General features: G+C 62.8%; 11 protein-coding genes. 6 read left to right on the forward strand and 5 right to left on the reverse strand.

Annotation, left to right across the window (positions count from 1 at the left end):
• Positions 1 to 134 precede the first annotated feature (134 nt).
• On the forward strand, positions 135 to 881 hold the full coding sequence (locus tag AC1RTQ_RS20075) for a 16S rRNA pseudouridine(516) synthase (protein WP_492878321.1): 747 nt from the start codon (positions 135 to 137) through the stop codon (positions 879 to 881).
• Between the two features lie 65 nt (positions 882 to 946).
• Here the strand turns inward: AC1RTQ_RS20075 and AC1RTQ_RS20080 are convergent, their stop codons facing one another.
• The 5 genes from AC1RTQ_RS20080 to AC1RTQ_RS20100 all read right to left on the reverse strand — a co-directional run bounded on the left by AC1RTQ_RS20080 (position 947) and on the right by AC1RTQ_RS20100 (position 5,479).
• Positions 947 to 1,759, reverse strand: coding sequence for a DNA/RNA non-specific endonuclease (locus AC1RTQ_RS20080; RefSeq protein WP_492878614.1), 813 nt, complete (start codon positions 1,757 to 1,759; stop codon positions 947 to 949).
• A 296-nt stretch (positions 1,760 to 2,055) separates the two neighbouring features.
• Positions 2,056 to 2,823, reverse strand: coding sequence for a hypothetical protein (locus AC1RTQ_RS20085; RefSeq protein WP_492878323.1), 768 nt, complete (start codon positions 2,821 to 2,823; stop codon positions 2,056 to 2,058).
• Between the two features lie 12 nt (positions 2,824 to 2,835).
• On the reverse strand, positions 2,836 to 3,273 hold the full coding sequence (locus tag AC1RTQ_RS20090) for an RNA-binding S4 domain-containing protein (RefSeq protein ID WP_302091805.1): 438 nt from the start codon (positions 3,271 to 3,273) through the stop codon (positions 2,836 to 2,838).
• A 32-nt stretch (positions 3,274 to 3,305) separates the two neighbouring features.
• Entirely contained in the window at positions 3,306 to 4,781 is a 1,476-nt protein-coding gene (locus tag AC1RTQ_RS20095) for a sensor histidine kinase (protein ID WP_492878325.1), read from the reverse strand.
• On the reverse strand, positions 4,778 to 5,479 hold the full coding sequence (locus AC1RTQ_RS20100; protein WP_492878327.1) for a response regulator: 702 nt from the start codon (positions 5,477 to 5,479) through the stop codon (positions 4,778 to 4,780). The genes AC1RTQ_RS20095 and AC1RTQ_RS20100 overlap by 4 nt, the downstream gene beginning before the upstream one ends.
• Positions 5,480 to 5,614: 135 nt before the next feature.
• Here AC1RTQ_RS20100 and AC1RTQ_RS20105 point away from each other — a divergent pair, with 135 nt between their 5' ends.
• From AC1RTQ_RS20105 to AC1RTQ_RS20125, 5 genes are all read left to right on the forward strand, one after another.
• Positions 5,615 to 6,580, forward strand: a complete 966-nt coding sequence (locus tag AC1RTQ_RS20105; protein ID WP_492878329.1) for a Bug family tripartite tricarboxylate transporter substrate binding protein — start codon at positions 5,615 to 5,617, stop codon at positions 6,578 to 6,580.
• Positions 6,581 to 6,805: 225 nt separating this feature from the next.
• Positions 6,806 to 7,399 (forward strand): tripartite tricarboxylate transporter TctB family protein, encoded by a 594-nt coding sequence (locus AC1RTQ_RS20110; RefSeq protein ID WP_492878331.1) that lies wholly within the window; start codon positions 6,806 to 6,808, stop codon positions 7,397 to 7,399.
• Positions 7,399 to 8,916, forward strand: a complete 1,518-nt coding sequence (locus AC1RTQ_RS20115; RefSeq protein WP_492878333.1) for a tripartite tricarboxylate transporter permease — start codon at positions 7,399 to 7,401, stop codon at positions 8,914 to 8,916. Before AC1RTQ_RS20110 ends, AC1RTQ_RS20115 begins: the two co-directional genes overlap by 1 nt.
• Positions 8,917 to 9,134: 218 nt before the next feature.
• Positions 9,135 to 10,658 (forward strand): sigma-54 interaction domain-containing protein, encoded by a 1,524-nt coding sequence (locus AC1RTQ_RS20120; RefSeq protein WP_492878334.1) that lies wholly within the window; start codon positions 9,135 to 9,137, stop codon positions 10,656 to 10,658.
• A gap of 85 nt (positions 10,659 to 10,743) precedes the next feature.
• Positions 10,744 to 12,732, forward strand: coding sequence for an acetoacetate--CoA ligase (locus AC1RTQ_RS20125; RefSeq protein ID WP_492878336.1), 1,989 nt, complete (start codon positions 10,744 to 10,746; stop codon positions 12,730 to 12,732).
• The last annotated feature ends 40 nt before the right edge of the window (positions 12,733 to 12,772 follow it).

The following is a 12,772-nucleotide window of genomic DNA, read 5'->3' on the forward strand; positions in this document are numbered from 1 at the left end:
TTCCCGTGTGAAAGTAGGTCATCGTCAGGCTCTTACAGTGAAAACCCCGTAGTCGAAAGATTACGGGGTTTTTTATTTGATCAATCGGTATTGTTGATATCGCTTGCGCAGTAGCGGACATGGAAAGGATGAGCATGCAGCTGCAGGACATGTTGTATTCACAGGGCTTTGGCATTCGCCGTGTGTGCTCCGGCTTGGTGCAGCAAGGCTGGGTGGAGCTATGGAACCAGCAGACTTCCGACTGGGAGAAGGTTCTGGATTCCACCCAGCAGGTGGATCCCGAAGGTCTGCGTTTCAGGGTGCAAGGCGTGGAGTGGGAGTATCACGAGCTGGGTTATGTGCTGCTGAACAAGCCAGCCGGCACCGAATGCTCGCAAAAGCCATCGGCCTATCCCAGCATCTATACCTTGCTGCCGCCTCCGCTGCGTCAACGACCCAACAAAGGGGCGGTGCAAGGTGTTCAGGCAGTGGGCCGTCTGGACCAGGATACGACGGGCATGCTGCTGCTCAGCGACGATGGCCAGTTCATCCACCGCATGTCGTCGCCCAAAAAGCATGTCTCCAAGGTTTACCGGGTGACTTGCAAGCATCCGGTGGATGCCAAGCAGATACAGCGGCTACTGGATGGCGTCGTTCTCGACGATGATCCCAAGCCCGTCAAGGCTGCTGCCTGCGAGCAGGTGGACAGCCATGTGCTGGATCTGACGCTGACCGAGGGCAAGTATCACCAGGTCAAGCGCATGATTGCGGCCGTGAGCAACCGGGTTGAAGGTCTGCACCGCAGAAGAATCGGCGGCATGGAGTTACCCGCAGAGCTGGAGCCTGGCCAATGGCGCTGGCTGACGGCGCAGGAGCTGGATCTGTTCAAGCCGGGCAAATAAAACCGAGCAAGATAAAAAGCCTGCTGGCTTGCGCCAGCAGGCTTTTTCATGGGCGGTATGGGAACTCAGCGCCGTTGAATGACGGGCGCGGATGCCTGCTGGAGCTTGCCGTAGGTTTGCAGCGCAGCGCCGGGCAGGAATTCGATGCCGGTGCGGCGAACCAGTTCCGCGTAGCTGATGGGCTCGGTGACGCGGGCTGCGTCATCATTGGCCTGCCAGTGCGCCCAGGCTCGCTGGCTCTGAGCGTCGTAAACCAGCTTGTAGAGAAAGCTGGGCACACGCACCTGGTTGTGGCCGACGGAGGCGGCGCCGGCATCAAAGACCGGGCCGGTGATGACGTAGACATCGCCCTGAGCCCGTTGCGCATAGCTGCGCGTGTCTTTCTCGATGCGGGCCCAGGGGCCGCCGTTTTGCTTGATGGACTGGGGCACCATATTGGCCAGCGAGAAGCTCTGGGCCATGGCCTGTGCGGTCGGCATGTCGCCAGCGGGAGCCATGTGGCCGCGTGAGTAGCCGGAGCGCTTGTAGTCGTCCAGCTCGGCGCGTTCATCGCGGGGCAGGCGGGCGTCGCTGTAGAACTTGTTGGTGCGCTTTTCGTCGGCGTCGGCGACCAGGGCCTTGTTCAGACGTTGGGCGACGAAGACGGGAGTCTTGCTCTGGCCGCTGTGCAGCACGGCAAACGCGTCATAGCACAGGGCCCGCAGCTTGGGCTGATCGCTGAGCACGGGTGCCTTGCCGTTGGCAAAGAACTGCGGGCATTGCTCAAAGCCCTGGGTGCTGCGCGTGGGGTTGCTGACCTGGATGAGCGATGCGGGGCTGGTCGCTGCCGAGGGCGCAGGCATCTTGGCAGAGCAGGCCACGCTGCTGATGACCAGCATTGCGATACCGGCATGGTGCAGCCATAGCGGGATTCGTGAGCAAGAAGAGGAAAGCGGTGCTGAAAAAGTGGAGGACATGAGCGAAGAAGGCCGGGGGAGATGAAAAAAGTGCGAGCAGCCCAGGCGCAAGAGCGAGTCCTGCCAACATTGAGGGTGATTGATTGCTACTCAAATAAGAGCTGCTTGCGCAATATTTGAAAGCTTTTCAAGGTAAAAGTTTCCTGAAAAGCTTTGTGGTAAAGCGCTAAGTGCTCATATTTTATGAAAGGTGGACTTTGCCACGGCCTTGTCCCGGCTCATGTCGCCAAGCTGCGAGTCCCCGAGGGCGTTCCATGCATGAGCAGAATCTGCAGTGCGGCTTGGGTTTGCAGATGCAGCTGCTTGAGCGCCTCATCTTTCTGGGGCGGCAAAATGTACCGGCCCTGTGCGTTCCTGGCATAGGGCTTGCCCAGAATTTCGGCCATATCGATCTGGTAGTAGCTGCGGTCGCCATACGGCCGCTTGCCGTCGATATAGGGCAAGGGCCAGATTGCCTGGCCGTCTTCCTCGTTGGCCAAAACATAAGGCAGTTCATCGGTACCGACTTCTCGCCACAGGGCGGCATGCAGCAGTGTCAGGTGTTCGGGACGAAAGTCGAAGCTGCTGTCTGACGCCTGACCTGGGAAGTCGGGCGGCAAGGTATAGCGACCGGGTGCCAAGGTGGCGCTTGCCACAAACTGCGGCAGCCAAAGGCAGACCTCGGCCAGGAGCTGGGTGGCCAGGGCAGGATTGCGAATGCGCAGCACTTGCTGGGCAGTGTCGAGGGTGGACAGATTGCCGCCAAAGGGCTGCACGGGATCGAAGCCGGGTGCCCCCGACTCTATGGGCATCCACTGCACACGCAGAAGGCGGATCAGCTGCAGATGCTGGGCGCTCAGTGGCGGCAGTGCCTGGCTGAAGACCGTCTGGATCATGGATCGACGTTCGGTACTGCCCTGACGCTTGCGCAGCCACGACCAGCTCAAGGCGCCGGTTGCCGCAACTGCCAGGGTGGAGAGTGTGCAGATCAGCCGCCTGCGCTTCATGGGCGAAGGTTTTCAGTCATCGATGGAGGCGCTCCAGCGGTCGCCCCAGCCGCTGCTGCGTTGCACGCGGTCGATTTCGCGGCGGTCACGCTTGGTGGGACGGCCGGTGTGCTGGGCCGCCAGTGCATCGGCAGGCTCAGGTGCCAGGCGGCGCTGCTCGGCCAGTTGTTCGCGCTGGGCAATGCTTTGCGCTGTTTCCTCGTAGAGCTGCTGGGCCACGGGTGCAGGGCCGCGCATGCCGCTGAGCCCGCGCACTATGACTTCCCGGGGAATATTGCCCTGGCGCAGGTGGATGTGGTCGCCCGGGCGGATTTCACGCGAGGCCTTGGCATTGGCGTTGTTGACCGTGACCCGGCCTTTGCCAATTTCCTCCACAGCCAGGCTGCGGGTCTTGTAGAACCGCGCGCACCACAGCCATTTGTCCAGACGCATGGATTCGGTTTCACTCATATCGGTATTTTGCGGCGTGAAGGGATGGCGATTCAAGTCAGAGCAGTATCCATGTCCTGGGCATCGCCATTGTGCAGGGGCAACTGAATCAGCGCCTGCAGGCCACGCACGAGGCCGAGTTCGTCGTGCAGATTGCGCAGCTCGATCTGGCCGCCCAGGGTTTGCACGATCTCCTGGCAGATGGCCAGGCCCAGGCCCGAGCCGCTGCGCGTGTTGCCCGCCGAAAAGGGCTGAAACAGCCTCTGGGCCAGTTCATCGTCGATGCCGCTGCCGCTGTCTTCGATACTCAGCTGCGCCATGCCGCCGTGCGCGCGCACATCGATTTGCAGACTCCCGTGCCTGGGGGTGTGGCGTATGGCGTTGTGCAGCAGGTTGCGGGTCAGCTCGCGCAGCATCCATTCATGGGCGGCCACGCAACAGGCCTGGGTTTCGATGCCGAAGTCCATGTCGTGATCGGCAATCAGCGGCGATAGCTCCAGCGCCACGTCGCGCACGATGTGGTCGAGCTGGGCGAGCATGGCGCTGTTCTGGTTGCTGTCCTCCTGACGCAACTGCTCGACCTTGGCCAGGGCCAGCATCTGGTTGGCGACGCGGGTGGCGCGATCCACCGTGTCGTCAATTTCGGCAAAGGCCTGGGCCGGGGGGATATCGCCGCGCTTGGCCGACTGCACCTGGACCTTGAGCACGGCCAGCGGCGTGCGCAGCTGGTGCGAGGCGTCGCGCACAAAGCGTTTCTGATTGCTCAGCAGACCTTGCAGGCGCTGCATGGTCTGGTTGGTAGCCTCCAGCAGAGGCTGGATTTCACGCGGGGCCTCGGGTGCCGCCAGCGGGCTCAGATCTCCCTGGGCACGGCCCTGCAGATCCTGGCTGAGCTGGCGTATGGGTTGGGTGGCGCGTTGCACCACGATGATGACGATCAGGGCGACGACCAGCACCAGCAGGGCCTGACGAATCAGGGTGTCACGCAGAATCTGCAAGGCCAGGGATTCGCGCAGCTCCAGGGTTTCGGCCACCTGGATCACGGCCATGCCGCGTCCGTCGGCACTGGCAACCGGCTGCAGCAGCACTGCCACGCGCACGGGGTGGCCACGAAACTCGTCGTCATAGAAGTCCACCAGCGCAGCATAGGGGGGGCGCTGGGCAATCTTGCCGTTCCAGACAGGCAGTTCCTCGAAGCCAGAGATCAACTGCCCGTCCAGCGTGGAGACGCGGTAGAACATGCGGCTCTGGTTGTCGGCCTCGAAGATTTCCAGCGCCGAATAGGGGACGATGGCGCGCAGCTGTGCATGCTCGTCGTATCCAGTGACGCCGATCTGCTCGCTGATGCTCTTGGCCGAGGCCAGCAGGGTTCTGTCGTAAGCCGTGTGCAGCGATGCCAGGGTTTGCTGATAGAGGCTCCAGGCGTTGAGGGCAATCAGCGCCAGCACGGGCAGCAAAATGCCGGTGAGCAGCAGGCGCCGCAGCGACCAGGCTGTCTTGGGCCGCGTCCTGGCCGGACTGGCTGTCATGTCGCCGCCTCGGCCTTGACCAGATAGCCCAGTCCGCGCAGCGTGACCAGTTGCACGCCGGTGCCGCCCAGCTTTTTGCGCAGCCGGTAGGCCACGACTTCCACGGCCTCGTACTGCACATCGACCTCGCCGGGGAAGACCAGGCTGAACAGCCGCTCTTTGGTGACTGCATGACCGGGGCGGGCCAGCAGCGCATGCATCATGGACAGCTCGCGCGGGGTCAGCTCAAGTACCTTGTCGTTGAGATAGATCGCGCCGCTCTCCTTCTCATAGCGCAATGCGCCCAGGGTGACAGCTTCAGAAGCCGATCTGGGTGTGAAACTATCCTGGCTGCGGCGCAGCAGGGCGCGCAGGCGTGCTTCGAGCTCGTCGAGGTCAAAGGGCTTGGCCAGATAGTCATCGGCGCCGGCGTTCAGCCCCATGACGCGGTCGCCCACGGTGCCACGTGCCGTGAGGATCAGCACCGGCGTGCGCAGGCCCAGTGCGCGGGCGCGCTCCAGCACCTGCAGGCCGTCGAGGCCGGGCAGACTCAGGTCCAGCACCACGGCATCGGGTTCGCGGGTCTGCCAATGGGCCAGGGCGCTGGGGCCGTCGGCCGCCACATCCACATTCAGGCCGCGGCGCATCAGGGTGCGCTGCAGCGTGGTGCGCATGGCGGAGTCATCTTCAACAAGCAGTAATTGCATGTTGCCGAACATAGCACTGCGCTGCGAATGCGCAGACAAGTCGTGAAACTACCAGGGCTGCTTAAGGGATAGCCCTAGGTGATTGGACAGCTGTTTGACAGGCAGGCTGTCCATGATTGCACCCACTAACTACATAAGGAGTACATCATGCGTCGTGATACGTTTCTGAAGTCTCTGGCAGCCCTGGCGGCAGCCGGTGCTTTGCCCCTGTCGGCCCAGGCCGCGGCGGCCATCAAGATGATGCTGCCCGCCAACCCGGGTGGCGGCTGGGACACGACAGGCCGTGCCCTGGGCAAGGCCTTGCAGGACGCAGGTGTGGCTTCTTCCGTCACCTATGACAACAAGGGCGGTGCTGCCGGTGCCATCGGCCTGGCCCAGTTCGTCAACGGCAGCAAGGGTGATCCCAATGCGATGATGGTCATGGGCGCCGTGATGCTGGGCGGCATCATTACCGGCAAGCCTCCCGTCAATCTGAGCCAGGCCACGCCTCTGGCGCGCCTGACCAGCGAATACAACGTGTTTGTGCTGCCCGCCAATTCGCCGTTCAAGAACATGGCGGAAGTGGTGGCCCAGCTCAAGAAGGATCCCGGCTCCGTCAAGTGGGGTGGCGGCTCGCGCGGCTCCACCGAGCACATTGCTGCGGCCATGATCGCGCGTGAAGTGGGCGTGGACCCCGCCAAGATCAACTACGTGGCCTTCCGTGGGGGCGGCGAGGCTATCTCCGCGATCCTGGGCGGCAACGTCACCGTGGGCGGCAGCGGCTTCAGCGAGTTTGCCGAATACATCGCGACTGGCAAGATGAAGCCCATCGGTGTGACCTCGGCCCAGCGCCTCAAGGGAGCGGCGTCGAGCATTCCCACGCTCAAGGAGCAGGGTATCAACGTGGAAATCGGCAACTGGCGCGGTGTGTACGGCGCGCCCGGCATTTCCAAGGCCCAGCGCGACGAGCTGGTCGCCCAGGTCGAGAAAGCCACCAAGAGCAAGGCCTGGGCCGAAGCCCTGCAGAAGAACGACTGGACACCTGCCTGGCTGGGCGGTGATGCTTTCGGCAAGTTCGTGGACGACGAGTTCGCCAGCCTGCGCGCCACCATGGCCAAGTCCGGCATGATCTGACGATCACCGGGCCGCTGCGTTCTGCCGCGGCCTTTTCAGGACATGGCACAGGGCTGGCGACTTCAGCCCTGATCACATTGTGTCCTGCTGTTTCTCCCCCGCACTGATTGATGGCCTGCCCCTGACGGCGCAAGCCAGGGTTTGTGCAACCCCATGATGCCGTGGGAGCTGACGCAAGGCGGCTCTGGCGGGTTCCGAAAACCACTGAAATCACACACATTCATCATGTCTGATTCCTTCCAAGATCTGGCCCGGGCAGCGGAGGCCGCACAGGTTTCGGCCTATGCAGACCCCGACGAGCCGCAGGGCCCCAACGTACCGTCCCAGAGAGCACAAACCATTGTCGGCGCGGGCGTGCTGCTGGTCGCTGCGGGACTGGCCTTTGGCGCACTGCAAATTCCTTCGGATTCCGGCTACGGCGGCGTCGGCCCCAATTTCCTGCCCTGGGTCTGCGCAGTGGTGCTGGGTATCTGCGGTGCCTTGCTGATCTGGGAAGCACGCAGCGGTGGTTTTCGCCATGCGGCCGACCCGGGCGGCCAGCCCAAGGCCGACATCCTTCCCTTTGCCTGGGTCTCGGCCGGTCTGCTGGTGAATGCGGCCTTGATCAGTACCCTGGGCTTTATTTTCAGCTGCACCATCTGCTATGTGCTGGCCGTGCAGGGCTTGCGCCGAGCCGCGCATCAGTCGCAGGCGTCCGCACCGGGCACCTGGGTCAAGGATGTGCTCACGGGGCTGTTGATTGCGGCACCGGTGTTCTGGATGTTTACCCAGTTCCTGGCCATCAATCTGCCTGGTCTGACTGAAACGGGGTGGCTGTAATGGATATTTTCAATGCTTTGATGGCTGGCTTTGCCACGGCCATCACGCCCGCCAATCTGTTGTGGGCTCTGGTGGGCTGTGCCCTCGGTACTGCCGTGGGCGTGCTGCCCGGTATCGGCCCGGCCGTGGCCGTGGCCATGCTGCTGCCCATCACCGCCAAGGTGGATGTGACGGCCTCCATGATCTTTTTCGCCGGCATCTACTACGGTGCCATGTATGGTGGCTCGACCACCTCGATTCTGCTCAATACGCCCGGCGAGACGGCATCCATGGTCACGGCCATGGAGGGCAACAAGATGGCCAAGAGCGGCCGTGCCGGGGCGGCGCTGGCAACCGCCGCGATCGGCTCGTTCTTCGCGGGTACCTTTGCCACCGTGGTGGTGACCCTGTTCGCTCCCTACGTGGCCGACTTCGCCGTGAAGCTGGGCCCGCCCGAATACTTCATGCTGATGGTGCTGGCCTTCACCACCGTGAGTGCCGTGCTGGGCCAGAGCACGTTGCGCGGCATGACGGCGTTGTTTGTCGGCCTGGCTGCAGGTTGCATCGGCATGGACCAGATCTCCGGTGCGGCGCGTTATACCGGCGGCAAGATGGAGCTGCTGGACGGCATCGATATCGTGCTGGTGGCCGTGGGGCTGTTTGCCGTGGCCGAAGTGCTGTATGCCGCCATGTATGAAGGCAAGGTCGAGGAATCGCAGAACAAGCTGACGCGTGTGCACATGACCAAGCGTGACTGGAAGCGTTCCTGGCCCGCCTGGATGCGCGGCACGCTGCTGGGCACACCGTTCGGCTGCATTCCTGCCGGCGGCACCGAGATCCCGACCTTTCTGAGCTATGCGACCGAAAAGAAGCTGGCCAAGGGCGAAGACAAGGCCGAGTTCGGCAGCAAGGGCGCCATCGAAGGCGTGGCCGGTCCGGAAGCCGCCAACAACGCGACCGTGACCGCAGCTCTGATTCCGCTGCTGACGCTGGGCATTCCCACCAGCAACACCACGGCCGTGCTGCTGGGCGCTTTCCAGAACTACGGCATCAACCCCGGCCCCCAGCTGTTTACCAGCTCGGCGGCCCTGGTCTGGGCGCTGATCGCCTCGCTGTACATCGGCAACGTGATGCTGCTGGTGCTGAACCTGCCCATGGTGGGCCTGTGGGTCAAGCTTTTGAAGATTCCGCGTCCCCAGCTGTATGCCGGCATCCTGATCTTTGCAACCGTCGGTGCCTACGGCATGCGCCAGAGTGCATTCGATCTGTTCCTGCTCTACGGCATCGGCGTGCTGGGCGTGATCATGCGCCGCTTCGACTTCCCCACCGCACCCGTGGTGGTGGGCATGATCCTCGGCCCCCTGGCCGAAGCCCAGATGCGCAACGCCGTCTCGATCGGCGAGGGCAGCTGGTGGATCTTCCTGCAGCGTCCCATGTCGCTGACGCTGATCATCATTGTGCTGGCCGTGCTGATCATTCCTCGCGTGCTCAAGCGCCTGTCGCAGGCCAAGCATGCCCGGGAGGCAAGCACCGCCTGAGTCCGGTTTCCTAGCCTGCTGCGGGTGCTTCACGCATGGAGCCCGTTGCATTCACATCCCCTGTCCGGTGAGCCGGACAGGGGATTTTTTTATGGAGGCAGGCTCAGTTCAGAAGCGTGGATGCGTTGTCCGCTCAAGCATGGATGGCGCAAGGAGCGCGGCTACAGGTCTGTGCTGATGGTTGGGCTTGAATGTCGCCCTACCATGACGCGATGGAAATGAGCCAACTGCTACCCCACGATTTCGCATGCGAGCTGCCCGAAGATGCCGACGGCATCTATGCCCTGGCGGCACGGTCCATGTTTCAGCTGTTCTCGTCGATGAGCCAGGGTATGTTTCTGGTCGACAGAAGCGGGCGCATCGTCTGGGTCAACAAAGGCTACGAGCGCTTTTTGCCGCGCCTGGGCGTGGCCGGTGTGGGCGATTTTCTCGGGCATATGGTCGAGGAGGTCATTCCCAACACGCAGATGCGCAGTGTGCTGGAGACCGGCAAGCCAGTCCTGATTGATCTGCTGACCAATAGCGCCGGAACCTTTGTCGTCAGCCGCCTGCCGCTGCACGACGACGAAGGAGGTGTGATCGGTGCCATCGGCATTGTGCTGTTCGATCAGCCCGAGACGACCTTGCAGCCGCTGATCAGCAAGTTCGCGATGCTGCAGCGCGATCTCGATGAAGCGAGGCGCGAGCTGGCTGCCCAGCGCAGCCGCAGCTTGCAGGCGTCCGTACAAGGGTCGCGCCGCAGCAAATACAGCTTTGCCAGCTTTGTGGGCAGCAGTCCGGCCGCAGTCGAGGTCAAGCGCCAGGCGCGGCGGGCGGCCCAGTCCATGAGCCCGGTGCTGCTGCTGGGCGAGACCGGTACCGGCAAGGAGGTGCTGGCCCATGCCATCCATGCCGCATCGGCGCGCTCTGCCGGCCCTTTTGTGAGCGTCAATATCGCGGCCATTCCCGAGACGCTGCTGGAGGCCGAGTTCTTCGGCGTGGCACCGGGCGCATTTACCGGAGCCGAGCGCAAGACGCGCGATGGCAAGTTCAAGCTCGCCGATGGCGGAACCCTGTTTCTCGACGAAATCGGCGACATGCCCGCCAGCCTGCAGGCCAAGCTGCTGCGGGCCTTGCAGGAGGGCGAGATCGAGCCGCTGGGCTCCAACCAGATCGTGCATTTCGATGTGCGCGTGGTGGCCGCCACTTCTCGCGATCTGCTGCAGATGGTGCGTGACGGGCGCTTCCGCGAAGACCTGTTCTATCGGCTGCATGTGCTGCCCGTGCGCGTGCCGCCGCTGCGCGAGCGCAGCAGCGATATCCCGGCCCTGGTGGAAGTGCTCTGCGAGGACCTGGCGCTGCGCAACGACATGGTTCCGCCGGAGCTGGGAAAGGGAGCGCTGGAATTGCTGGTCGCACAGGCCTGGCGCGGCAATATTCGCGAGCTGCGCAATGTGCTGGAGCAGGCCGCCATGCGCTGCGATGACTCGCACATCGATGCCGGCCTGCTGGCGCAGGTGCTGCGCTCGTCCGGGGTGGAGCTACAGGTTCCACATCTGTTGCCCTTGACTCAGGCGCCCATGGCTGCGGTGGCTGCGACGGGCGATCTGCTCAAACCGCTTGCCGAGCAAATGGCGGATCTCGAAACCCGCGCGATAAGGGCCGCGATGCAGGCCCATGGGGGCAACAAGCTGGCAGTGGCAAGGACGCTCGGCATATCGCGGGCCAAGCTGTACGACCGGCTCGAGAAGCTGAATTTCTGAGCCATGCTAGGGATTGCCCTTGGTAGGCAGGACTTGGTTTGTTTTTATAGTTATAAAAAATATCTAATTTGAGTCCGGAGACAGCATGGCATTGGTACAAGGGCAGGAGTTGTGGAGGCCCACGCAGCAACAGCAGGAGCAAAGCGGCCTGTGGCATTACATGAACTGGCTGCGCGACAGCCGTGGCCGTGACTGCTCCGACTATGAGGCGCTGTGGCAATGGTCGGCAACCGATATCGAAGGCTTTTGGCGCTCGATCTGGGACTACTTCGAGATTCAGGCCGATGGTGACCCGACGCAGGTGCTGGCCGGCCGCAAGATGCCGGGTGCTCAGTGGTTTCCCGACACCCGGCTCAACTATGCCGAGCATATCTTCCGCCAGGCCAGCGATCAGCGCCCGGCCATCATTGCGCGCTGCGAGGGCCAGACCCCGGTCGAAGTCTCCTGGCAGCAACTGCAGCGCGATGTGGGAGCCTTGGCGGCAAGCCTGCGCGGTCTGGGCATTGGGCCTGGCGATCGTGTGGTGGCCTATCTGCCTAATGTGCCGCAGACCGTGGTGGCGTTTCTGGCCTGTGCCAGCATTGGCGCCATCTGGTCCAGTTGCGCGCCGGAGATGGGCGTATCCGTGGTGCTGGACCGCTTCCAGCAGATCGCGCCCAAGCTGATTTTCGCGACCGACAGCTATACCTATGCAGGCAGGCAGTTCGATCGCCGTGAGGTGCTGGACGAAGTGCTTCAGGGTCTGCCCGATATCGCCCGGGTGATTCATGTGCCGGGGCCCTTGTTCGGCAGCGATGCAGCACATGCGGCCGTGCCCTGGCGTGACTGCATGCGCTGGGACGAGGCAACGCGTCATGCAGCGCCGCTGCAGTTCGAGCGCCTGCCGTTCTCCCATCCGCTGTGGGTGGTGTACTCCTCGGGAACCACCGGCCTGCCCAAGGCCATGGTGCACAGCCATGGCGGCATCGTGCTCACCCACCTCAAGACCAATCGCCTGCAGCACGATGTGTTGCCCGGCGATCGCTTCATGTTCCTGGGCAGCACGGGCTGGATTGTCTGGAATCTGATGATAGGCAGCCTGCTGGCCGGCGCGACCGTGGTGCTGTCCGACGGCAATCCGACGGCGCCCCATGATGATGCGCTCTGGGATTTCATCGACCAATACCAGGTCAGTATCTTTGGTTGCGGTGCGGCCTTCCTCATCAAGAGCATGAAGGATGGTGTCTCGCCGAAGAAGGGGCGCCAGTTCGAGAAGCTGCGTGCCATCAACTCCACGGGCTCGCCGCTGCCTCTCGAGGCCTATGCCTGGGTTTATGAGAACGTCAAAAGCGATCTGTGGCTGGCCTCGATCAGCGGCGGCACGGATATCGCCTCGGGCTTTGTGGCCTGCGCTCCCATACTGCCGGTCAATGCGGGCGAGATTCAGTGCCGCGAACTGGGCGTGGCGGCCCACGCTTTCAACGAACAGGGCCAGAAGGTGGTTGCCGAAGTCGGCGAGCTGGTGATTACCGAGCCCATGCCCTCCATGCCCGTGTTCTTCTGGAACGACGAGAGCGGCGCGCGCTACCACGACAGCTATTTCGATGTGTTTGCCGGCTACTGGCGTCATGGTGACTGGATCGAATTCAGCGAGCGCGGAACGGCTGTGATCTACGGGCGCTCGGACAGCACCATCAACCGCTTCGGCATACGCATGGGCACGGCAGAGATTTACCGTGTCGTCGAGGAACTCGACGCCGTCAAGGACAGCCTGGTGGTCGACCTCGAATACCTGGGCCGACCTTCCTTCATGCCGCTGTTCGTGACCCTGGCCGAAGGCCAGGCATTGACGGGCGAGCTGACTGCCCAGATCAAGAACGCCATCAAGACCAAGGCTTCGGCACGCCATGTGCCCAATGTGGTGGTGCAAGTGGCCGAGATTCCGCGCACCCTCACCGGCAAGAAGATGGAAGTGCCTGTGCGCAAGCTGCTGCTGGGTGCCGACGCGGCCAAGGTGGCCAGCCCCGATGCCATGGCCAATCCATCGAGCATTGATTTCTTTGTTCAATTTCGAGAGAAGGTGCCGCAGGCGTGACAAGCGCTTGAGGCTGATTTGACTCAATACCCAAAGCAGA

The organism is Comamonas sp. GW821-FHT11H03 (assembly GCF_058807955.1).

Bases quoted from the DNA above. Each gene is read 5' to 3' on its own strand.
- AC1RTQ_RS20075 (WP_492878321.1), top strand. From the start codon at position 135: ATGCAGCTGCAGGACATGTTGTATTCACAGGGCTTTGGCATTCGCCGT.
- AC1RTQ_RS20080 (WP_492878614.1), bottom strand. From the start codon at position 1,759: ATGCTGGTCATCAGCAGCGTGGCCTGCTCTGCCAAGATGCCTGCGCCC.
- AC1RTQ_RS20085 (WP_492878323.1), bottom strand. From the start codon at position 2,823: ATGAAGCGCAGGCGGCTGATCTGCACACTCTCCACCCTGGCAGTTGCG.
- AC1RTQ_RS20090 (WP_302091805.1), bottom strand. From the start codon at position 3,273: ATGAGTGAAACCGAATCCATGCGTCTGGACAAATGGCTGTGGTGCGCG.
- AC1RTQ_RS20095 (WP_492878325.1), bottom strand. From the start codon at position 4,781: ATGACAGCCAGTCCGGCCAGGACGCGGCCCAAGACAGCCTGGTCGCTG.
- AC1RTQ_RS20100 (WP_492878327.1), bottom strand. From the start codon at position 5,479: ATGTTCGGCAACATGCAATTACTGCTTGTTGAAGATGACTCCGCCATG.
- AC1RTQ_RS20105 (WP_492878329.1), top strand. From the start codon at position 5,615: ATGCGTCGTGATACGTTTCTGAAGTCTCTGGCAGCCCTGGCGGCAGCC.
- AC1RTQ_RS20110 (WP_492878331.1), top strand. From the start codon at position 6,806: ATGTCTGATTCCTTCCAAGATCTGGCCCGGGCAGCGGAGGCCGCACAG.
- AC1RTQ_RS20115 (WP_492878333.1), top strand. From the start codon at position 7,399: ATGGATATTTTCAATGCTTTGATGGCTGGCTTTGCCACGGCCATCACG.
- AC1RTQ_RS20120 (WP_492878334.1), top strand. From the start codon at position 9,135: ATGAGCCAACTGCTACCCCACGATTTCGCATGCGAGCTGCCCGAAGAT.
- AC1RTQ_RS20125 (WP_492878336.1), top strand. From the start codon at position 10,744: ATGGCATTGGTACAAGGGCAGGAGTTGTGGAGGCCCACGCAGCAACAG.